This is a genomic window from Streptomyces sp. iso_384 (assembly GCF_056172905.1).
In genome coordinates this window covers 4596604-4618700 of sequence record NZ_JBWBTT010000001.1, presented here as the reverse complement: position 1 = coordinate 4618700, position 22097 = coordinate 4596604, and the positions used below count along the sequence as shown (strand labels likewise).

The 22097-nt window shown below is 72.1% G+C and carries 15 protein-coding genes and 2 pseudogenes; 3 read left to right on the top strand and 14 right to left on the bottom strand.

Annotation, left to right across the window (positions count from 1 at the left end; genetic code table 11):
* Positions 1 to 159: 159 nt before the first annotated feature.
* The 11 genes and pseudogenes from AC0VY3_RS20705 to AC0VY3_RS20655 form a co-directional block, all read right to left on the bottom strand.
* Positions 160 to 1161 (bottom strand): alpha/beta hydrolase, encoded by a 1002-nt coding sequence (locus AC0VY3_RS20705; protein ID WP_475550249.1) that lies wholly within the window; start codon positions 1159 to 1161, stop codon positions 160 to 162.
* Between the two features lie 85 nt (positions 1162 to 1246).
* Positions 1247 to 3121, bottom strand: a complete 1875-nt coding sequence (locus AC0VY3_RS20700) for a hypothetical protein (RefSeq protein WP_475550248.1) — start codon at positions 3119 to 3121, stop codon at positions 1247 to 1249.
* Positions 3122 to 3226: 105 nt separating this feature from the next.
* Positions 3227 to 4267 carry a glycoside hydrolase family protein gene (locus AC0VY3_RS20695; protein ID WP_475550247.1) on the bottom strand — a complete coding sequence of 347 codons (1041 nt, stop codon included), beginning with the start codon at positions 4265 to 4267 and terminating at the stop codon, positions 3227 to 3229.
* A 28-nt stretch (positions 4268 to 4295) separates the two neighbouring features.
* Positions 4296 to 5576, bottom strand: coding sequence for a TRAP transporter large permease subunit (locus AC0VY3_RS20690; RefSeq protein WP_475550246.1), 1281 nt, complete (start codon positions 5574 to 5576; stop codon positions 4296 to 4298).
* Between the two features lie 4 nt (positions 5577 to 5580).
* The gene (locus AC0VY3_RS20685) at positions 5581 to 6225 is read right to left on the bottom strand and encodes a hypothetical protein (RefSeq protein ID WP_103509331.1); all 645 of its coding nucleotides are present in this window, start codon (positions 6223 to 6225) and stop codon (positions 5581 to 5583) included.
* Entirely contained in the window at positions 6222 to 8351 is a 2130-nt protein-coding gene (locus AC0VY3_RS20680; protein WP_475550245.1) for a hydantoinase/oxoprolinase family protein, read from the bottom strand. Before AC0VY3_RS20680 ends, AC0VY3_RS20685 begins: the two co-directional genes overlap by 4 nt.
* A gap of 314 nt (positions 8352 to 8665) precedes the next feature.
* On the bottom strand, positions 8666 to 10279 hold the full coding sequence (locus AC0VY3_RS20675) for an FAD-dependent oxidoreductase (protein WP_475550244.1): 1614 nt from the start codon (positions 10277 to 10279) through the stop codon (positions 8666 to 8668).
* Between the two features lie 78 nt (positions 10280 to 10357).
* Positions 10358 to 11458 carry a LacI family DNA-binding transcriptional regulator gene (locus AC0VY3_RS20670; protein ID WP_030623029.1) on the bottom strand — a complete coding sequence of 367 codons (1101 nt, stop codon included), beginning with the start codon at positions 11456 to 11458 and terminating at the stop codon, positions 10358 to 10360.
* A gap of 163 nt (positions 11459 to 11621) precedes the next feature.
* Complete coding sequence (gene manD, locus AC0VY3_RS20665; protein ID WP_475550243.1) at positions 11622 to 12836, bottom strand: D-mannonate dehydratase ManD; 1215 nt, start codon at positions 12834 to 12836, stop codon at positions 11622 to 11624.
* Positions 12837 to 12886: 50 nt separating this feature from the next.
* A pseudogene (locus AC0VY3_RS20660) lies at positions 12887 to 13099 on the bottom strand (carbohydrate ABC transporter permease); the annotation flags it as partial.
* Positions 13100 to 13126: 27 nt separating this feature from the next.
* Positions 13127 to 13445: pseudogene (locus tag AC0VY3_RS20655) on the bottom strand (integrase core domain-containing protein); the annotation flags it as partial.
* 566 nt (positions 13446 to 14011) lie between these two features.
* Here AC0VY3_RS20655 and AC0VY3_RS20650 point away from each other — a divergent pair.
* Complete coding sequence (locus AC0VY3_RS20650) at positions 14012 to 14986, top strand: alpha/beta hydrolase (protein ID WP_475550242.1); 975 nt, start codon at positions 14012 to 14014, stop codon at positions 14984 to 14986.
* Between the two features lie 12 nt (positions 14987 to 14998).
* Here AC0VY3_RS20650 and AC0VY3_RS20645 read toward each other — a convergent pair whose 3' ends face one another.
* Genes AC0VY3_RS20645 through AC0VY3_RS20635 form a run of 3 tightly spaced genes read right to left on the bottom strand, consistent with a single transcriptional unit; the run spans position 14999 to position 19413 of the window.
* On the bottom strand, positions 14999 to 18601 hold the full coding sequence (locus AC0VY3_RS20645) for a CHAT domain-containing protein (protein WP_475550241.1): 3603 nt from the start codon (positions 18599 to 18601) through the stop codon (positions 14999 to 15001).
* A gap of 3 nt (positions 18602 to 18604) precedes the next feature.
* The gene (locus tag AC0VY3_RS20640) at positions 18605 to 18751 is read right to left on the bottom strand and encodes a hypothetical protein (protein ID WP_181010886.1); all 147 of its coding nucleotides are present in this window, start codon (positions 18749 to 18751) and stop codon (positions 18605 to 18607) included.
* Positions 18751 to 19413, bottom strand: coding sequence for a DUF6338 family protein (locus tag AC0VY3_RS20635; RefSeq protein WP_103509338.1), 663 nt, complete (start codon positions 19411 to 19413; stop codon positions 18751 to 18753). The genes AC0VY3_RS20640 and AC0VY3_RS20635 overlap by 1 nt, the downstream gene beginning before the upstream one ends.
* Positions 19414 to 19673: 260 nt before the next feature.
* Between AC0VY3_RS20635 and AC0VY3_RS20630 the strand changes: the two genes are divergently transcribed.
* Positions 19674 to 20882 carry a Rieske 2Fe-2S domain-containing protein gene (locus tag AC0VY3_RS20630; RefSeq protein WP_475550240.1) on the top strand — a complete coding sequence of 403 codons (1209 nt, stop codon included), beginning with the start codon at positions 19674 to 19676 and terminating at the stop codon, positions 20880 to 20882.
* 137 nt (positions 20883 to 21019) lie between these two features.
* On the top strand, positions 21020 to 22015 hold the full coding sequence (locus AC0VY3_RS20625; protein WP_475550239.1) for a DUF6215 domain-containing protein: 996 nt from the start codon (positions 21020 to 21022) through the stop codon (positions 22013 to 22015).
* Positions 22016 to 22097 lie beyond the last annotated feature (82 nt).

The window sequence follows — 22097 nt, the reverse complement described above, 5'->3', positions numbered from 1 at the left end:
CACCACGGAGGTGACGCAGACATCGCCCGGGGTGGAGACGAGCCCGCCGGACGCGCCGAACTCGTAACCCCTGGACGTGACGCCGGCCGGGCCGCGCGTGAACCCCGGCCGTGCGGATCGTTCCTCCGCCGACGACCCTGCCGGCCGCCCGGCACGGGGTCAGGCCGTCCGGACCCCGGGTCGGGGGTGTACCCAGGCCCCCTGGGCGGGGTTCCCGAGAGCCCTCCGCAACACCGCGATCTGCTCGGCGGCGGCCCTGCGCGGGAGGGTGAGACGGGGCAGCACACCGTCGAATCCGTGGAACGCGCCCGGCCACAGATGGAATTCGGTCGACACCCCGGCGGCGACCAGCCGGAGCGCGTACCGCGCGCACTCGTCCCGGAACACCTCCAGCTCGCCGACATCCACGTACGCGGGCGGGAGCCCCGACAGATCGGTGGCGCGGGCCGGCGCCGCGTAGGCGGGCACCTCGTCGCCGTCGGCCAGCGGGCCGAGCAACGCGGCCCAGCCGTAGAGGTTGTTGGCGCGCGGCCAGGCGACGGGATCGGTGAACTCACGGCTCGACGCCGTGGTGTTGCGGTCGTCCAGCATCGGGCAGAGCAGCAACTGGAAGGCGAGGCGCGGTCCGCCGCAGTCCCGGGCCAGCAGCGCGGTGGCGGCGGCCAGCCCGCCGCCCGCGCTGATCCCGCCGACCGCCAGGCGCTCCGGGTCGACGCCGAGCGCGTCCGCCCGCTCCGCCGTCCACCGCAGTGCGCGGTAGCAGTCCTCGACGGGCGCCGGGTAGGGGTGCTCGGGCGCGAGGCGGTAGTCCACGGAGGCCACGACACAGCCCGCCTCCAGGACGTACGCCGAGAGCCGGGCGTCGTCCATCTCGGGCGTACCGAGCACCATGCCTCCGCCGTGCATCCACACCAGGCACGGCAGCGGCCCGTCGGCGGCCGCACGGGGCGGGTGGACCCGTAGCCGTACGGAGCCGGGGCCCGGCAGGCGGTGGTCGGTCACCCGGACGCCCTCGGCGGGCGGCGGGAACACGGCGTCCGCGCGGGCGGCGCGCAGGGCGGCCAGCTCCTCGCGGGTGAGGCCGGAGAGGATGGTGGGCGGCAGCGGATCCGCGGCCAGCGCCGCGGCCATCTCCGGGTCCAGACGGGGGTCGTGCGACATCGGGGGGCCTTCCTGAGGACTCCGCGACCGTGCCCCGGCACCGGACGGCGGGGGCACGGCCGCGGGGCGCGAACCGACAGATCCGTCAGTAGGCGAGCGTGATGCTCACCTCGATCGAGCCGGTGTGCGGGATCTTGAGGATGTGCATCCTGCGACTGCCGTCGCGCAGATACCTGATGGAGGCGGCGGCGAGGGAGACGGGACGGGCCGCGCCCCACCGGATCCGTACGACCCCCGGGCCCCGGTGCAGATCGAGGCCCGTGGCGGTGGCCGAGGCCGAGCCGCCCCACGGCACCGTGGTGCCGTTGCCGAACACCACCCGGTCGGAGGCCTTCAGGATCAGCGGCACCGTCTCGGTCGCGGACGAGGCGGCCCGTACCGAGCGCCGCACCAGCCCGTCGCTCACCCGCACATCGGTGACGACCGAACCGCTGGGGGTGGCGAAGCGGAAGGCGTACGGGCTGCCGCCGAGGAACTGTCCGGCCTGCGGCCCGTCGGAGTCCGGGGCCTGGCCGGGCAGCACCGTGGCCCACACCCCGTGGTTGTTGTCGTTGAGGGTCTGGATCACCGTGCCGGCCACCGGGTGCCACAGGAACGACAACCCGGTGCGCGCCATGGTGGTCGCCCGGTCGCCGAGGTACGCGCCCAGATAGACGTCGGGCCGCCGGATGTAGAGGAAGTCCTGGCCCCGGTCCGTCCGGCGCTCGGTGAAGTTCTTCGAGGCGAGATACGGCAGGGCCCGCACCGCGTCGGCCTTGGCCTGCCGGGTCGGGTACCGCTCGCCGTAGAGCGCGTGGGCGAGGATCCGCGGCGAGGTGTCCTGCTTGGTCAGGCCCGCCACCGGAGCGGCGTCGGCGGCCCAGGCTGCGCGTGCGGCCGACAGATCCTCGCGGGCGGAGGTGAACGCCCCGAGCGCCGGCACCTCCGGGACGAACTGGGCGTTGAGCGCCGTGCGTTCCGGATCCGGGCGGGTGTTGTCGTAGGCGAGCGCGCTGGTCCGCGTCGAGGGCGCCACATTGCTGAACCAGCCCGAACCGTCCGGCTCGCGCAGCAGGTTGTAGCCCAGCCAGCCGGTGTACTTCCGGGCCATGGACACCAGGTGGGCGTTGTTCGACTGGCGCCAGGCGTCGGCCAGTTCGGGGAGCATCACCTCGAAGTTGTAGTTCATGTCCGTGCCGCCCTTCTCGTAGAAGAAGCCGGCCGGTCCCTGTCCGTGCTGGGCGATCCGGGCGAAGGCGTTGTTCAGCCGGGTGCGCAGAGCCGCGTCGGGATTGGTCCGCAGCGCCAGGGCCGAACCCGCGAGCCCGGCGGCGACCTGGTTGGCGAAGGAGATCGGAGTCTGCCACACCCGCCCGTTGGCCGGGTCGAGCAGCCAGGTCATCGCCGCGTGCGTCGCGCGGGCGATCTGGGTGCGCCGCGCGGGCAGCAACTGCGCGTTCTTGAGCAGTACATGGGTCTTGCTGAGATAGCCGAGCGCGAAGCCGGTGGCGGCGAGCGAGTGCTCGTCCGGGCGGTACTCCGGCCAGGAGCCGTCCGCGTGCTGAAGCCCCAGATAGTGGCCGAGCGCCGCGTCCAGGCCCGCGAGCAGTTCGGAGTTTCCCCGGTACGGGTTCCAGTAGCGGGAGGTGGTGAGGAACCAGGCGAGTGTGTAGACGTGCTCCTGCACCCGCGCGTTGTACGGCTCTGCGGGCTTGCGCCACCAACCACCTCCCAGGAAACCCGGGTTCGGCGAGCCGGTCCTGATGTCGCCGACCATGCCGGCCAGGCTCACCAGGTAGGGCGCGTAGAGCTGTTCGTCGGGGGCGAAGGAGCGCCGGCCGGGGGAGACCGGGGGCAGGGCCGCGAGGTTCGGTGCGGCGGTGGCGGCCAGGGCGGCGGGCGCGGGCAGAGCGGCGGCGAGGCCCGCGGCACCGGCGGCGGTCAGCAGGGTGCGGCGTGAGAGGAACGTTCCGTACGTCACTGGGCGACTCCTGGGCAGAAAAGGGCTGCGGTGGCTGCGGTGAAGGGGCGGCGGCGGGCTGCCGGGGTGCGCCGGTCGTCGTGCGGCGCACCCCGGCCGGGGCGGTCAGCCGCGTGCGACGGCGATCGATCCGCCGAGCCGGTCGCCCGCCTCGTAGACCAGGTACGGCACGCCCCGGTCCGTCCCGAAGCTCGGCGAGGCGGCGCGGCCGTTCTCCGGGGCCGCGCTGCCGGAGTCGTAGAAGACCCCGAGGTGATTGCGGCGGGAGAAGTCGTTGCCGACCTCGGTGATCAGGATGTTCCCGCCGTTCTCCTTGCCGGTGTGGTAGACGACGTACGTGCTGCCGCCCCGGGTCAGCAGATGCGGACCGCTGAGGTTGTTCACGCCGACGTCCGAATGGCGTACCAGCGGCTGCTGGGAGAAGGTCCAGGCCCGGCCGTCCTTCGACCAGCCCCAGCCGATGTCACGGTGGTTGGACTGATTGTTGATCATGAAGAGCATCACGTACCGCGCGTCGCGCGCGGGCAGATCGTGCCGGAACACCCGCGCGTAGGACGTCTCGTTGGTGCCTGCGGGCAGCATGTCCTTGGTCAGCACCGTCCGGTCGTACGTGAAGGTGATGCCGTCCTTGGAACGGGCGAGCCGGGTGGTGTGGTTCTCGCCGTGGAAGTAGAGCCACAGCTCCTTGACGTCCTCGTTCCACAGGACGTGCGGCGAGGAGACATGGCTGACCTTGTAGTGCGGCTGCCAGTCGTTGGAGACCAGCGGGTTCGCCGGGTACTCGGTGAACGGGCCCTCCAGCGAGTCGCCGTACGCCAGGCAGATGCCGCCCGGCGCGTCGTGCGGGGCGTAGTAGAGGTAGTAGCGGCCCAGCGGGTTCGCCAGCTTGTCGTAGACGCCCCGGATGCACGGGAAGATGATCTCGCCCGTCGGGTTGTACTTCAGCTGCGAAGGCGTCAGCAGCGGCTTCAGATGGCGGTAGTCCGGAAAACCGCCGGGGGCCGCGGCGGCGCGCCCCGCCGAGGCCCCGGTGGCGATGAGCCCGGCGGTCGCCGCCGTGCCCGCCACCGCGCCGCGCAGAAAGATCCGCCGGCTCGGCCGGAACGCCCCATATACGGAAGGGGTGTTGTCCTCGTGCTGTGTCATGTCGTTCTCCGTCCCGAAGAGTGAGCGATCACAGATGACTGGCGGCGGTGACGCAGAACCCGCCCAGTGCCACGGCCCAGACGTACGGCAGGGTCCGCAGCATCACCTGCTGCGGCGTCACCCCCGCGTACTGCGCGCTCCACACGGTCTGCGTGCTGGTGGGGTCCGACACCCCGAAGACCTGGTTGTACGAGGTGGCCAGACCCAGCACCGCGACGGCCGGGTAGATGCCGGCGGCGATGAGGACCCCGGCGATGCCCGCGCCGAGACCGAAGACGTTCAGCGGCCCCCGGTACAGGCAGAGCGGCACGAGCAGCGTGAAGACCAGCACGAACAGCACCGGGTTCTGCGGACTGACGGCCTTGACCAGCGGCTCCAGCGACTCCACCGCACCGGGCAGCTTCACCGCGGCGAGCAGGATGCCGATGGCGACGAACAGGACGATCGGAGCGGCCGCGACCTCGAACGAGCCGTACAGCGTCCGCAGCAGCCGCTTGTTCATCTCACGCGGCCGGGTCGTCGTGACCAGCGCGAACAGGACGCCCGCCAGCATGGAGGGCAGGATCGCGATCTCGAAGCCCAGGGCGAGGACCAGCGGAACGACCGGGGTGAGCAGGGCGTACCACGGGGCGTCGCCCAACTGCTTGCGGCGCGAAACGGGCTTGGCGGACGCCGACTTGAGCGACCAGGCGTGTTCGACACCGCGCCGCCGCGTCTCGATGAGCACGAAGAGGACGGCGGCGGCCAGCGCGAACGGGAACAGCTTGAACATGAAGCCGCGCACCGTCTCGACCGGCAGCTCCAGTGCGGTGGAGAAGAACTGCCAGATGGGCAGCTCGAACGGCATACCGGCGGCGATGCCCATCAGGATCGTCCCGGCCGCGGTGACCTTCGGGATGCCGACGGCGATCATGGCGGGGATGCCGATGATCCCGGCGAGCATCGCCGCCGGAGCCGAGCCGGTGACCGTGCCGACCAGCGTGGAGACGGCCAGGACGCCGAGGGCGACCACCACCGGCCGGTCCCCGCCGAACTCGACGATCTTGCGCACCAGGGTGCCCGCGATGCCGGTCTCGTCGAGGAGCTTGCCCAGCCAGGAGCCGAGGAGGATCGCGATCATCGTGGCGGCGAGGGCCGGCGCGCCCTCCTGGACGACCGTGTCCAGCACGCTGTTCTCGCCGGTCAGCGGAGCGCCCGCGACGAACGCGATGACGACGGCGAGGATGACGAGCGCGAAGGCGGTGGGCAGCCTGCGGGTGAGCATCGCGGCGACACCGGCCGCCATGACAAGAAGGATGACGATGCCCATGGCGCTACTTCTCTCTTCCGTGCGGGTGCGGGTGCGGGGATCGGGTCGCGGACCCGTGCTGTGGCTCGGCCGCGGTGGCCAGGGCGGCCGTCAGCAGGAGTGGACTGCGGCCCAGACCGCAGACCGTGCGGGCGTGGGCGTGGGCGGCGATCTCGTCGGCGCCCGCGACATGGCCGTACAGGGTGTGCCGTCCGGCGCGCAGCACCACATGGTCCAGGGCGCGCTTCAGCGACTTCTTCGCCGGGCCGTGGTGGAGCCGCTCGTGCACCGCCTCGTGCGCGATCGCCGCCGCCCGGACCGAACCGGCCGGATACCAGTGCCGCCAGCCGAGCAGGTCGATCAGTTCCTCGGCGAGCGCCAGGGTGTCGGTGAACAGCTCGACGGTGGGCACCGGCCGTGAGGTGTAGCGGGCCAGCAGCCCTCTCGCCAGCCCGCCGCCGCTCTCCACGACCCGGGCCGTCGAGGCGACCGGCGGCAGCGCCGCGCCGAACGCGTCGGCGGTACGGGCCCAGTGGCGCAACAGCTCCGGGTCGCGCCCCTCGTGCGTCGGGGTGTTCGCGAGCAGCCGTACGCCGAACTCGACGTCGTCGTCGGCCTCCAGCGCCGAGATGGCCGTACGCGCGGCCCGGTCGAGCAGGGCGGCGGTCATGAGCGCACCTCCACGACCGCGACGACCGGTTCGTCGGCGGCCCGGGCGCGCAGCTCGCTGCGGGCGAGCGCCAGCAGCGGATCCGGGTCGATCACCCCGGACAGATCGGCGATCCGGGAGCCGAGCAGCAGCCGCAGCGCCGGGGCGCGCACCCCGCCGTCCCCGTACGACGTGGCCTCCTTCACCAGCCCCGCGAGTACCTCGGGCGCCCGGCCCACGGTGGTCGTCTCCACCCGGGCGTCCGGCGCGTGCAGCCGTACGACGCCGTCCGCGTCCACGACCCGCACCGGGTGCCGGTCGGCCCGGAACCGCCGGCGCACCTCGGTGCCGTACACGGTGTGGGCCGGCGTGCCCGCGAGGACCCGCACCGAGGCAGGGTCGGTCCGCAGACTCGTCGCGGCGGCGCGCAGCCGGTCCGCCTCGTCGGCCCGGTGGGCGCGGTCCTGGGTGCGCAGTTCGGTGGCACCGGTCGCCACGGCCCGTACGGTGCTGGTCTGCGGGTCGACGGTGACCTCCACCTCCACCCCGTCGGCGGCGGCCCCCTGAGCGATGACGGCGGCCTCGGCCTCCGCGCGCACGGCGAGGATCTGCTCCTGGCCCGCCCCCGGAATGATCCGCTCGACCTGCTCCCGGATCAGCGCCAGCGCCACGCCGATCGGGCTGATCACCTCGTTGTGCTGGGCGATCCGGCCCTCCTGGCCGGTGACGGCCGCCAGGTGCGGGGTGACGGAGGCGGCGCCGCCGCCCCCGCCGACGAGCAGCGCGGTGTCCTTGTCCAGCCGGTAGTCGCGCATCATCGCCTCGACCACCGACCTCACCTGATCGGTGCCCGCGTCCAGGAGCTTCGCCGCGGCCGTGGCGGCATCGGTGCCGAGCGCGGCGGCCAGCGGAGCGATCGCGGCCTTCGCCACGGCCGGGTCGCACCGGGCGAAGTCCCCTTCCGGCACCCGGCCCAGCGCGTTCGCCGCACACGTCATGGTGATCGCGAAGCGGCCCCCGGCGGCGTCCAGCACCGCGTAGTCGGCCGGGTCGTCCGCCATCGGCCGGACCGTGGTGAGCGTCGCGCCCGCAAGATCCTCCAGGCTCGCGAAACAGGCGTACGGCAGTCCCGCGATATGCGCGCTGCGCGGCCCCACGCCGACGACCTTGCCGCCGTCGACGCGGACCATCGAGCCGCCGCCGACCCCGACGGTCCGCACGTCGAGCGCCGAGAGGTACGACGTCCGGCCGAGCATCGTGGCGTGCCGGACGGCGACCTTGCCGCGCCGCACGACGCTGATGTCCGTGGACGTGCCGCCGGTCTCCAGGAACAGGCCCTCGCTGATGCGCTCCTGCATCAGCGCGCCGGCGACGCCCGCCGCCGGACCGGACAGCACCGTCAGCAGCGGTCTGCGCCGCATCTCGTCCAGCGACATCACCCCGCCGTCGCAGCGCATCACCATCAGCGGCGTGCTGACGCCCGCCTTGGTGATGGACGCGTCGACCAGGTCGGCGGTGGCGAGCATGCGCGGCAGGATCGCGGCGTTCACCACGGCGGTACGGGTCCGCTTGTGGAGCCCGTACAGCGAGGTGATGTCGTGCGCGGCGGTGGTCGGCAGCCCCCGCTCCTCGGCGGCGGCCACCACCGCGTCCTCGCCCTCGGGCCGGTCGACGCTGAACGGCTGGCTCGCGACGACGACTTGGGCGCCCTCCCGGACGACCGCGTCGAGCGCGGCCCGGACGGCGGGGGCGTCGTCCGGGTCGGCCACATGCCCGTAGGCGAGCGGCAGCCGCTTGCCGGGCGTCAGTTCCAGCTTGCGGAACGCGGCCAGCCGCCGGGTCAGCGCGGCGCTCGGGCCTGCACCGATGCCGATCAGGCCGACGGTGGCGACGTCGCCCTCCAGCAGGGCGTTGGTAGCCTGGGTGGTGCCGTGGGCGAGGAATGTCACGTCCTCGGGCGTGTGGCCGGTCTGCTCCAGCAGACGGTCGAGAGCTTCGACGATGCCGTGGGCGACACCGTCCTCGTGATGGTGGCTGGTGGGAACCTTCACCTGCCCCAGCAGGTTCAGGGTCGTGGCGTCTACGGCCACGGCGTCGGTGAAGGTTCCGCCCACGTCGATGCCGACGCGTATGCGGTGGGTGTTCATGGCTGGGCACCTCCTTGTGCGGGTGGCAGGGCGAGGGCGGCAGGCCCGGGCATCTCGCGAGAGGTCCGGGGCCTGGGGCCGGGCGGGTACAGGTGGAGCTGCGCCCGCCCGGCGCTCCGCACGCACCCTGGGGGCCGTGCGGTGAAACGGGGTGGTGCGTGATGCAGGTGTCGTGCGGTGAAGCGGGTGTCGTGCGGTGAAGCGGGTGTCGTGCGGTGAAGCGGGTGTCGTGCGGTGAAACGGGTGGTGATGCGTCGTTCGCGCCGTCCATGGTCCGTGATCCGTGACCCGTGACCCGTCGGGCGCGTACGGGGTCAGTAGCCGCGTACGTCCGGCCAGTGGCGCTGCACGCCGTCGCGCTCCAGCAGCCGGGCGAACACCTCGAACCGCTTGTCCTCGGCCTGGACCTGATGCGGCTCGACGCTCTCGGCGACACAGTGCGCGGCCAGTGCGCCGGCGACCTCGCCGATGTTCCATTCCACCGGGTGGAGCCGGTAGCAGCCGTTGGTGATGTGCGTCGTGCCGATGTTCTTGCCGGCCGGCAGCAGATTGCGGACGCGGCGCGGGACGAGCGCGCCGAGCGGGATCTCGAACGGCACCGAACCGATGTCGATGTAGTTGTCGCCGCCGGTCGAAGGATGCAGATCGATACGGTAGTTGCCGACACCGACCGAGTCCCGGTGGCGGGTGCCGCCGTAGGGGCCGACGATGTCGATCGAGACGTCGTGCTCGGTGACCGTGGTGACGGCCTTGATCCGCCGCGACTCGCGTACGTAAGGGGCCTTGGCCAGACCGTCCGGGGTGCCGGTGACGTCCGGACGTATCCGCAGACCGGGAAAGCCCTTGCCGCCGTCGGCACGCGGGGCCTCGGTCTGGAGCCAGTACAGGACCGACAGCGACAACTGGCGGGCCTCGGCCAGCGCGGCCGCCGAGGTCTCCTCGCCGCCGCCGATCAGCGGCTTCAACCAGTAGTCGTTCAGCGGCCAGTTGACCAGGGTGATGTCCGAGTCGAACGCACCGGGCCGGTGCAGCTTGCGGGCCAGGATCCGGCGGAAGCCGAACAGCTCCTTGTCGCCCGCGTCGGCGGACTGGTCGGCGCTGACGTCCAGCGGATCCAGCTCCGGATTGGGTACGAAGGTGCGCGGCACGGCCTCCAGGCTGCGCGGATCGGGGGCCAGGAAACCGAGCAGCGGACCCGGCCAGAAGTCCGGCCGATAGGTGCGCCAGAAGTCGTAGTCGGCCGGGCGCTCGATGGTGTGGTCCTCGCCCTCGTGGTGCGAGAGGGCGAAACACACCGTGATGCCCTGCTGGTTGAGGGGCTGCGCCTCCTCGGACGCGTGCGGTTCGTCGAACTCGCTCCGCGCCTCGGCGCCGATCACATGCTCCACACCGGCGAGTTCGAGCAGTTCGCCGGTCTCGGTGGCGTCGATGACGTAACGGGCGCTGATCGTACGGCGGTTGCCGCCGCGCAGATCGGCCAGCGTGACGGACCGTACGGTGTCGTCGTCGCCCGCCTCGGCGGCCACCGGCTTGTGCTCGGTGAGCAGGGTCAGCAGACCCGAGGAGCGGTACGGCGCGATCATGGCCTCCATGACGGCGAGGGCGACGCGCGGCTCGTGGCACAGCTTGCTGACGCGCCCGGCGCCCGGGTTGAGGCTGCGCAGCGCCAGCGCCTCGGAACGCATCGGATACCACTGGCGGTAGTAGTCCCGGATCGCGTCGCGCAGGGTGCGGTACGAGGCGGTGGTGCCGAACTCCTCGACCCACGGGTGCTCGTCCGGCGGAACCGCCTGCGAGGTGAGCTGGCCGCCGATCCAGTCCGTCTCCTCGGTGAGAAAGACGGTGCGCCCCGCCCGGCAGGCGGCGAGAGCGGCGGCCACGCCGCCGAGTCCGGCGCCCACGATGAGGATGTCGGGTTCGGATGTCACGGTTCTCCTTGAAGTGCTGGGTGTACGTGGTGCGTTGGAGCGTCGGTCGGCCCTCTCCCGGGGCCGGGTCCACGAGGGTCAGAGGTGTACGGGGGCCGGGCCGGCCGTCGAGCCGGGCCGGAAGGTGCAGGCCACCAGGGGCTCCGTCGCCTCCTCCCCGGCCACCAGCGCGGCGAGCATCCGCACGGCGGCCGCGCCCAGTTGGGGCCGGGGGACGTCGAAGCCGGTGGGGACGGGCCCGTCCGCCAGATCCGGCGGGGGGCTGCCGAGCAGGGCGAGCGAGGCGTCGCGCGGGCAGTCGATGCCGACGAAGTGCGCGGCACCGTGCAGGGCGCGCCAGGCGTCGCCGGTGTCGGTCTCCTCCGCGACGAACGCGGTCACGCCCTCGTCCAGCCAGCCGCGCAGCCGCTCGGCGGTCAGGTCGCGCTCGGGGTCGGCGGAGCGGAAGACGGCAGCGGGACCGCCGGGCAGCCCCGCCTCCTCCAGGCCCTTGAGGAAGCCGTGCTCACGGTCGGTGGAGGCGGGCGCCTCGTCGTCCTCGCGTACCAGCACGATGCGCCGGTGTCCGAGGGCGGCGAGGTGCGCGACGACCTCCTGGGCGGCGCTGATGTAGTCCGCGCCGACCCACGCCAGCCCCTCCAGCTCGTCCCGGCGGCCGAGATGCACCACGGGGAACCCGTCGGCGACCAGCCGCAGCAGCTCGTCGGCCGGGGCGTGGCGGCCGAGGAAGAGGCAGCCGTCGGCGAGCCGCACCCGGTTGAGGGCGTTCGGTCCGGCGGCCCCCGCCCCGCCGGTGCTGGAGCCGGTGAAGAGCACCAGGTCGTAGCCCCGGGCGGCGGCCTCCTGCTCGACGCCGACGAGGAAGGGGTAGTACGAGTGCTGTACGTCGGTGGGGAAGGTGGACGTGAAGCTGAAGACCCCGAGCAGATTGTTCCGCGCGGCGGCGAGCCGGCTGGCGGCCGGATCCGGCACATAGCCCAGGGCCCGCACCGCGTCGAGCACCTTGCGCCGGGTCTCCTCGGAGATCGTGGCGCCCTGCTTCCGGGCCCCCAGCACCAGCGAGACGGTGGCCTGCGAGACCCCGGCCAGCCGGGCGACCTCGGCCTGACGCGGCCGGGACGTACGACCTGCGGGAGCGGGCGCCCGGCCCGGCCTGGACCGCTTCCTGGGTTCTTCCACGGTGTTCCTCCGGATCACTAATGCGTATTAGTAATGCGCATTAGTGAGTACTGTGAACCTCCGTTCCGCACGGGTCAAGGGATCGCGCAAGACTTCTTTCGGCCCATGTGGGTGCGGGGCCCGGCGCACGCCGGACCCCGCACAACTCGTGGGCGAAGGGACCTCACCAGTCGTGCACGGTCCCGTCGTGGAGCCGGTTGACCGGCAGATAGGCGGGCGCGTACGGGTGGGCGGCGGCCAACTCCTCGTCGAGCTCCACCCCGATGCCGGGCGCCTCGCCCGGGTGCAGGCAGCCGTCCGTGAAGGTGTAGGAGTGCCGGAACACCGCTTCGGTGAGCGGGGTGTGGCCGGAGTACTCCTGGATGCCGAAGTTGTGCACGGCCAGGTCCAGGTGGACGGCGGCGGCCATCCCGACCGGGGAGATGTCCTCGGGGCCGTGGACGGCGCTCTTGATCTGGTATTGCGCGGCGAAGTCGAAGAGCTTGCGCAGCGGGGTGACGCCGCCGAAGTGGGTCACCGCCGAGCGCACGTAGTCGATCAACTGCTCGGTGATCAGGGCCTGGTAGTCGTAGACCGTGTTGAACACCTCGCCGACGGCCAGCGGCGTGGTGGTGGATTGGCGGACCAGACGCAGCGCCTCCTGGTTCTCGGCCGGGGTGCAGTCCTCCAGCCAGAACGGCCGGTAGGGCTCCAGGTCCTTGCCGAGCCGGGCGGCCTGGATCGGGGTGAGCCGGTGGTGGGCGTCGTGGAGCAGCGGCAGTTCGGCGCCGAACTCCGCGCGTACCGCCTCGAAGACGGCCGGCACATGGCGCAGATACGCCGCGGTGTCCCAGTCCTCCACCAGCGGGCGGGCCTGCTGGTGGAGGACCTGCGCCCCGGTGTCATCGGTGGCCGACACCCCGTACACCGCCTTGAGTCCGGGGATGCCGGACTGGATGCGGACGGCCGGATAGCCCTCGGCGAGCCGGGCCCGTACGGAGTCGAGCAGCTCGGGTATGTCCCGGCCGTTGGCATGACCGTACGTGCCGATCCGCTCCCGGCTCGCGCCGCCCAGCAACTGGTACAGCGGCAGCCCGGCGGCCTTCGCCTTGATGTCCCACAGCGCCACGTCCACGGCGGCGATGGCGGCCATCGTCACCGGACCGCGCCGCCAGTACGCGCCCCGGTACAGCGACTGCCAGGTGTCCTCGATGCGATGCGGGTCGAGTCCGATCAGCAGCGGGACGACATGGTCGGTGAGGTAGCTGACGACGGCCAGCTCCCGCCCGTTCAGGGTCGCGTCGCCGAGGCCGGTGAGCCCTTCGTCGGTCGTCAGCTTCAGGGTGACGAAGTTGCGGCCGGGGCTGGTGACGACGACCTTCGCGTCGACGATCTTCATGCGTGTGCGCTCTTTCCGCAGGTGAGGGTCAAAGGTCGGGGGAGCGGTGCTCAGCCCTTGGTGGCGCCGGACGTCAGCCCGGCCACCAGGTACTTCTGGCCGAGGACGGCGGCGAGGACGACGGGCACGGTGATGAGGGAGGCGGCGGCCATCAGACCGCCCCAGTCCGTGCTCGCGTAGGAGATGAAGTTGAACAGGGTGACCGGCACGGTCTGGGTCCGGTCGTCGGAGAAGACCAGCGCGAACATGAAGTTGTTACGCGACATCGGATTCCGCGATTCCTCCAGGCCCTAGGTGTATTGACCCGCAGGGTTGTTCACGCGGGTGATGGGGGGGCTGGCCTCCGAGTGCGGTGTGGCTGCGGTGGTGGTTGTAGTTGTGGAGGAAGTCTGCCAGGGCTGCCGTGCGCTCGGCGTTGGAGGTGTAGGGCCGCTGGTAGGCCCATTCGTCGGCGAGGGTGCGGTTGAAGCGTTCGGCTTTGCCGTTGGTCTGGGGCCGGTATGGGCGGGTGAGTTTGCCGGTCGCGCCGAGATCGGCCAGGGCTTGCTTCCGGGCCAGGCCCTTGCGGTAGGCCCAGGCGTTGTCCGTCAGGACGCGCTCGATGGAGACGCGCAGCCGGCCGGCGGAGGGGAAGCGGACGGCGACGCCGCCCTCGGCCGCCTTCTCGCCGCCGCCGGACCTGCCCGCCTCGGCCCACTCGGTGAACGGCTTCAGCGGTGCGTGCTGGTCGAGTACGACACCGCCGGGGCCGGTCAGCGCCTCGGCGTGGACCATGACATTGCCGGTGATCAGCAGCCCGGTACCGCCTGCCGCCCACCGCCGGTACAGCGTGAACAGCTAATCTTCAGGCAGCGGACCGTCGCCGGCCATGTTCTCCTCTGCCGCCGCCTTCGCGATCCGGTTCTCCAGTCCCTGTCCGGCGCGCAGACGCAGCGGCGAGAACAGCTTGCTGGTCATGCCGACTCTCTCTTCCGTCTCGATCTCCTGCGATGTGTGCACCACTCACATCAGGGCGCGAATGTGATCACCGTAGACATCGACTGCTGCGGGTTCGCCACTGCGGCATGGTCGCCTGACGGGCTCCTGTGCGGGTTGCGGCGGACGAATGGGGCGCAAAGGATGGAATCGCCCATCCATGGAAAGGGCATTTCGTGTGCCCGTGACAGGGAGCCGACATGACTGATCTACCTCCTCCGATCACCCCCTACCTCGAACCCGCGGCGAAGGAGCTGTGCGAGGCCACGGACCCGCACCCGCGGATCTACGAGGTCCCCCCGGAGAAGGGCCGTGACATTCTGCTCGGCCTGCAGAGCGACCTGAGCGTGCCCCGTCCCGAGGTCGACGAGGAGTGGGTCGACGTGGACGCGGGCGAGTGGGGCACGGTCCGCACCCGGATCATCCGGCCCAAGGGAGCCACCGGGCAGCTGCCCGTGGTGTTCTACATCCACGGCGCCGGCTGGGTCTTCGGCGACGACAGGACCCACGACCGCCTCTTCCGCGAACTCACCGTCGGCGCAGGTGCGGCGGGCGTCTTCCCCGTGTACGACCGCGCACCCGAGGCCAAGTACCCCACCCAGGTCGAGCAGAACTACGCGGTCGGCCAGTGGGTTCTGGAACACGGTGCGGAACACGGCCTGGACACCTCGCGGATCGCCGTCACCGGAGAGTCGGTCGGCGGCTGCATGTCCACCGTCTTCGCGCTGATGAACAAGGAGCGCGGCGGGGTCGACCTCAAGGCGCAGGTCCTGCTGTACCCGGTGGCCGACGCCGACTTCGACACCCCGTCCTACCTCCAGTTCGCCGAGGGCTACTACCTCACCCGCGACGGCATGAAGTGGTTCTGGGACGCCTACACCAGCGACCCCGCCCAGCGCACCGAAGTGCACGCCTCCCCGCTCCGGGCTTCCCTGGACCAGCTCCGGGGGCTGCCCACCACCCTGGTCATCACCGACGAGGCGGACGTCCTGCGCGACGAGGGCGAGAGCTACGCCAACAGGCTGCGCGAGGCCGGCGTGGACGTGACCTCCGTACGGGTGGCGGGCATGGTCCACGACTTCCTCCTCCTGGACAGCCTGCGCGACACCCGCGCCGCCAACGTCGCCCGCACCCTCGCCGTCGACGCCCTCAGGACGGCCCTGCACGACAGCTGATTCGCCCCGAGCTCAGGCGCCCGCGTGGACGTGCGCTGCCCACACCGACGGCAGGTTCGGATACGTCGTCCTGAGCCGCCTGACCGCACGGTGGACCGCCGCCGACGCGCACAACGCCCCGGATCGATCGGCCGTCAGCTCGCCGTAGATCTGCCGGCTGAAAGCCGGAGCCACAGCGTCGTCCACGCGCCAGAGCGTTCCGACCACCTGGGAGAAACCGGCGATCTGAAAGGCCGCCAACGGGTGGATCGCCTCGTCGGACAGGCGCGCGGTCGTACGGGCCGTGTCGCAGGCGGACAGAAACGCGAACTCCGCGTTCCGCAGGCGCAGTCGGGAAAGGTCCAGTACCCGGAACGGCGCGCGGTCGTGGTCGTGCAGCGCGAGGTGGCTGTCCGAGGGATTCTCCGGGTCGCTGTACCCGTGGCAGGCGAAGTGCGCCCACCCGCCGGCCGACAGGGCGTCGAGAACGGCGTCACGCGTCGCGTCCGCGCCGACCAGGACCGTGGCGCCGGGGACGAGGGCGGCCAGGTGACCGGCCTCGGCCGCCGCACCGGGCAGGTCCGGGGCGTCCGGAGTGTGCGGCATCGCGACCACCAGCAGCCGCGGCTCGGCCCGGTCGTCGCGGCGTCCCGCGCGGGCGTGGCCCAGTGCGCGGATCGTCGGCGTCATCGAGGAGACGACGCGGTCGAGGAGCGCGGGTCCGCCGTCCCGGTGGTGGCCCGCCGCATGCAGGGGGAGCAGGCTGAGCGCCCCGACCGGAGCCCACCAGATCCTCGGCCACGGACCGTCCGCCGCCGGTGGCGCCGTCAGCCCCAACGCGCCGAGCACCGGGCCCGCCACGGTGTCCCACAGCCAGCCGAGCATGTCGTGGACCGTCTGCTCCGCGGCCATCCGCCCCTCGGCGAACGCGGTGTGCAGCGTGCGCACGCGCTGACTCACGGCCTGCTCGCTCAGCCCGTCCAGCCGGAGCGACCGGACCCCGTCCGGCGTGAGGATCAGCGCGTCACACCGGTGCCGGCTGACGTTGACGTACACGATCGGACCCTCGTGCGCCTGCGCGGTGAGGTCGGTGAGCAGCGGCGGCCGCAGGAACCGCTCCAATCCGGGCAGCGCGCGGATACGTTCGGTCACCGCGTCGAGCTCGTCGGCGAGGGCCACCCGGTCTCTCGTGGTGTCGGTCTCGAACTCCGCGGTGAGCGTACGGAAGCGATCGGCCAACTCGGGTGCGAGCTCGCGCAGATCGGAAAGATCGCCGCGGCTGTCGAGCGCCTGGGCGGCCAGCACGCAGCGCCCGGATTCGAGCAGGGTCACCGCGCTCACCTCGTCACCGGCGGCCAGCGCGCACGCGGCCGCGTCGGCGGCGACCCCGGCGAACCGGCCGAGCCAGTACTGGGCGTCCTCGCGGTCCAGGCGGCGCCCGGCGATCCGGGGCAGCAGCCGGACCGCGGCGGCGTACCCCTCGGCGGCGACGTCGAACTGCCCGGCCTCGGAGGCCAGATCACCCCACCTGCCCGCCCCTTCCGCCCGGCTCCGCGCGGGCGATCCGGCGGACGCCGCGGCTTCCCGGTAGCAGCCGAGTGCCTCGGCCAGTGCGTCGTCGTCGCCGAGGTGCCGGAAGCCGAGCGCCAGGACGTCGGCGACGCGGGTCAGCAGACCGGCCCGGGAGTAGGCGTCCTGCTCGGGCCTCAGCGCCACACTCCGGGCCAGACCGACCGCCTCGGCGAGAACCTGCGCGTCCACCGGCTCCGGCGGCTCTTGTCGCGCGACGGCGGGCACGGCGGACACGGCGGACACGGCGGCGTGCGAGGCGGGCGCGGCGCCGCGTGCGGCGGGCGCGACGAGGCTCGTGCACCAGTCGCCGAGCACGGTGGCCAGGCTCGCGATGTACCCGGGCCGGTGCGGGCTGTCCTCCGGAGTCGCCGCCACGGACGCGCGCCGCGCGGCGATCGCGTCCAGCAACGCGTTCCGGTCGCCGAACCTGCTGTACGCCAGTTCCAGCACACCGCCGAGATTGGCCAGCCGCCCCGCCCGTTCCGGGTCGTTGTCCGCCGTCACCTCCACGGCCGCACGGTGCGCGTCGATCGCCTCGTCGAGCACGCTCGCCCCGCCCGTCCTGGTGAACCGGTCGGACAGGATGGCACCGAGGTTGGAGAGCCGCTGGGCCTGCCCGGCGACCAGGCTCGCGCCGAGGCGGACGGAGTCCCGCGCGTGGTCGACCGCCTCCGACAGCACCCGCAGCTCGCCGGTCACCCGGAACCGGTTGTGCAGCACGACGGCGAGGATCCCGAGCGAACGCGGGAGGTCACCCCGCCCGGCCGCGGCCGCGGCCTCGGCGGCGCGGCGGGCGACGTCGATCGCGTCCACGACGTGGGCCAGGTCTCCGGTCGCGTGGAAGAACGCGTTCAGGTTGACGGCGAGGTTGCCGAGGAACTGGACCCGCAGCGGATGGCCGGCCGGCGTGCACGCGACCGCCTCCCGTTCGACGGCGACGGCCTCCGCGAGCGCGGCGTGATCCCCGAACTCCTCACCGCGGGTGGCCAGCGCCGTGGCGAAGTGGTCCAGCCGTGTGCACCGGCGCGGGTGCCCGGCGGGCGTCCCCGCCGCCATCATGCGCCCGAGTTCGATCGCCCGATCGAGCAGGGCCGGGTCCCGGGTCCGCTGGAACTCGGCGGCGTACCGGCCGATCATTTCGGCTTCGCCGTCGGCGTGTTCCCAGCCGCCGGTCGCCTCCGGGCGCTCGCCGGTGAGCGCGGCCCAGTCCCGTTCCGTGGTCGTCAGATCGACGAGGTTCCGCGAGTGCCCCGGATCGGTGACCGGGGTGTGGGCCACCAGCGTCCGCCTGACCCGGAGCAGTTCGGCCAGGTCGTCTCGCGCTCCGTGCGCCCGGTAGCGGTCGTCGAGGAGGTACGCGAGGTGCCTCAACCGTTCGCGTACGTCGTCCGATCCGGCCGGGGTGAACTCCACCGCTCGCCGCGCGGCGTCGACGGCTTCCTCCACGACACCGGTGTCCCCGGTGCCGCGGGACCAGTCGCGCAGGACGACGGCGAGGAAGTGCAGACTCCTGGCGGTGAGCGCGTCATCGGGGGAGCAGTCGACGGCGGCCCGCGCGTGCTCGACGGCTTCCGCCAGCGGAGCGAGGTCCTGCGTCACAGTGAACGCCGTCCGCAGCGCGACAACGAGGTTGCCCAGGTAGAACGCCTTCCTGGTGGACGGTGCCTCGTCGATGGCGCTCCGGCTCCAGTCCACCGCGTCGGCCAGGGTGTCGCGGTCCTGGTTCCGCTGGAACGCGGTGTGCAGCAGCATGCCGATGTTGTTGGCGTAGCTCGCCGAATCCTCCGGGCTTTCGTACGCCAGGAAATACGCCTCCGTGACGTTCTGAACGGCCTCCTGGAGGAACTCGAAGTCGCCGGCCTGGTGGTAGAGGGTCTGCAGCAGGCCTCCGAGGTCGGACAGTACCGAGCGGCGCTCGGCCGCGTCCGCGTCCGCGTCGAGCTTGGACAGCACGGCACGGCCGAGCTCGACCGCTTTCTCGACCGACGCGGGGTCCGGGCTGTGCCGGGCCACGCGGAACGCCTCGTGGAACCGCGCGGGCAGGTCGTCCGCGGGACAGCCCACGCGTCAGTCCTCGTTGCCGTTCGAGGTGCCGGCCGGTCCGCCGGGCGCCTCGTCCGGCTCGGCGACCTCGCGTTTCGGGGTGTAGCCGCGTCCCTCGTCCGTCTCCAGCAGCGCCGCCTCTTCGGGCGAGAGCTCGGGTTCGTACGCCATCACCGCTCCTCATCCGGCACCGTGACCGGTTCTCCCGCTTCGACGAACTCCAGCACGTCGAAGTCTTCCGCCCGCAGTTGGAGGCCCGCCGTCCCGTGCACGCGCGCGCCGAACGACCCGTCGGCACCCATCACGCGCGCCGATTCGAGGTACAGCTCGGCCGGGTGGGGATACGAGGAGGCGTACGACCGGTGGCCGTACCAGCCGCCCGCCCAGTTGCCGTCCTTGAGCCGTACGCGGACGAAGCACGGTTCGCGGTCGCGGAACGCGTGGTCCCAGGCGCTGGGCGTGCGCAGGAACCGGGCCCTGCGGTGCTGCCGGTCCACCAGGGAGACGGCGACCGCCGCCACGGCCGGCACGACGAGGAACAGCATCAGGGCGACGAGACCGACCATCCGCGGCCGCTCCGCGAATCCGTCCCAGCCGGTGCCGCCGCCGCTGCCGGTCCCGCGCGCCAGGCGAACCAGCGCCGGCCCCGCCACCACGGCGTACAGGGCGTCCAGCGCGATCGACGCGACGATCGCCCGCAGCACCCGCTCACCCAGATCACGCTCACCGGGCACCGGCCCGCGACGGCGTTCCCGGATGAACTGGTAGGTGACCCCGGGCAGCACCAGAAGGACGAGCAGAGCGAGCTGCACGACGGTCGCAGGCGCCTGCACCTCACCACCCCCCATGTCACACCGGAATGTCTCTCGGACTCCGTTCGATCACGCTACTGGTTCGCGTGCCCCGCTCCCGGCGGAACAGCCCTTTCCGCCCTTTCCACGCCGACGGCCGCACGGTCCGGTGCGGCGGCGCACGCCCATGGCCGAAAGGACCGTGCCGGGCGCGGAAAGCACCCGTCCGGGCGTCCAGGGCGGGCGCGCGTCCATGGGCTGCGGCCACGATGGGGAGGGGTGCCCACGTACGAGGGAGAGGCATGACCGGGAACAGGTCGGACAAGAGCGCACGCGGTGGGCCCGAAAAGCGCGGTAACCCCCTGTCCGGCCTGCCCGACCTGCGGCGGTTCGGGGCGAACCCGGATTTCTGGTACCCGGTCGCCCTGTCCCGGAGCGTGCGCAAGGGGCGGGTGGTCGCGACCGCGTTCGCCGGGGAGCGCATCGCGCTCTTCCGCAGCCGGAGCGGTGCCGTCCACGGGCTGGAGGACCGGTGCGCCCACCGCCAGGTGCCGCTGAGCATGGGCGTCGTGGACGGCGAGACGCTCCGCTGCTGCTATCACGCCTGGGCCTACCGCGGCGACGGCCGCATCTCGCAGATCCCGTACCTGTCCAAGGGCGACGGCCGACCGCCGCGCGGCGTGCGCGCCTACCCGGTCCGCGAGGCGTACGGCCTGGTGTTCGTCTTCCCGGGCGACCCCGAGAAGGCGGCGATCACCGGGCTGCCCGAGCTTCCCGACTTCGCCTCGCCGGCGTACCGGACCATGACCTTCTCCCGGACCGTGCGCTGCCACTACTCGTTCATGCACGAGAACCTGCTCGACATGAACCACCAGTTCCTCCACCGGGGCGTGGTCGGCAAACTCCAGCCGCAGCTGCTGGGATACGAGAGCGGCCCACGATCGGTCGAGGCCCGCTACCTCTTCACCCACACCGGGGGCAAACGCAACCGCAGCGCCCGCATGCTGGCCGCCGAGGGCATCGGCGGCCAGGCCTCCAGCGACGTCATGACCATCCGCACCGAATACCCGTACCAGACACTGGACCTGGTCCCGGAGAAGGCCGACCGCCCGGCACTGCGCCTCTGGGCCGTGTACGTACCCGAGGACGCGGAGCAGCGCAGGTGCCACGCGTACGGCCTGCTCATGATCGAGAAGCCCAGGATCCCCGCCGCCCTGCACGTGGCCTGGCCGTTCATCCGGCACTTCACCGAACGGGTCTTCGCGGAGGACCGCATGGCCGTCGAGGCCGAACAACGAGCGTGGGACGAGCAGGGCGAGGACCGCAACCACGAGGTCTTCCCCCTGATCCTGGACGTCCGCGACGTGCTGCGCGCCAACGGCGTCCCGCTCGGCCCCCGTGCTGCCGCAGCCGGCACCGGCACCCCGGCGTGCGACGGCCGCGCGTGCGACGACCTGGTGCCCCGTACGGATCCCGGACCGGGCCATGTCGGCGCCAGGTGGGAAGCCTGATCGCCACGGCGCAGGAGTCCGTTCCGGACCACGTGGATCGAGGACATGAAAGCCCTCGGTTGATCACGGTTGTGTCCCGCGCCGGAACTGTGGCTTCCGTCACTGCCAACGCGATCTCGCCAGGTCAAGATCGCCGGGTGCTCGGTTTCCTCTTCCGGCTCCTGCCCTTCTGGGTCCGTGAGCCCCTGTTCATCGTGGTCGGGTCGGTTTTCGGCGTACGCATCATGTATCTCGCCCTCCGCGACCGTGAATGGCCGGCAGCCGGCATCGGCGTGGTGTTCCTGGTGTTCACCGCGGTGCGCGTCCACACGGTGATCCGGGCGCTCCGCGCCCGCCGGGACGTGCGGCCGACGTCATCCGCGGACTCCGCGGTACCCGACGTTGCTGTCAGGCCGCAGCCTCCGGCGGGGCGGCGTCCCGCCTCGGCTGCTCCGGCGAAGGAACCCAACGCATGGGGCCAGGCCGTCGCCGCCGTGGCCCTGTTCGCGGTACTGGGGGCCGCGCTGTGGCTGGGCCCACGGCTGCTGCCCTCCGACGACAGCACGCCCCGGGCTGCCTCGTGCTCGCACGGGGAGGGCGAGGAGCTGCCGGGCGCGTACGAGAAGACGCCCCGGGCCGTCACCGGCGACGAACTGTGCACAGCACTCAACTCGCCTGACCTGGCCCGGCTCCTCGGAACACCCGCGGAAACCGCGACCGTGGCATCCGGCACGAGCGACACCGCCCCGCTGACCGACGGAAAGGTCGCCCAACCGGAGGCCGAGGTCCAGTTCGACACCTACACCGTGAACGTCTCGGTCGCGTACAACGAGTTGACGATCGCCCAGTACGTGAACCTGATGGAATTCGGGAAGGAGACGGAGGCCAGGACGGTCTCGGTCCTCGACCGGCCCGCGGTCCTCTCCTCCGGTCACACCATGGCGATCGAGATCGATCTAGGGAGCGGAGAATCCGGCGGACCCGTCGAGCAGGGCCCTCCGACCAGAACGCTGTCCGTGGCCCTCGACAGGAAGGACCGGGGCGGCTATTGCGACATCACGGTGTGGAGCAGGTCCGGAGCCCTCCCGGACGACAGCGCGCTCCTCGCCATCGCCGAGACCGTTCTTCCGGCGATCCCCGAACGGACTGCGTGACGAGACGCTCGGGGGCACACGGCTCAGCCGCGAGCTGACCGGATCTGCACCTCGTTGTCAAGCGTGTTGCACAAGGCTGCGG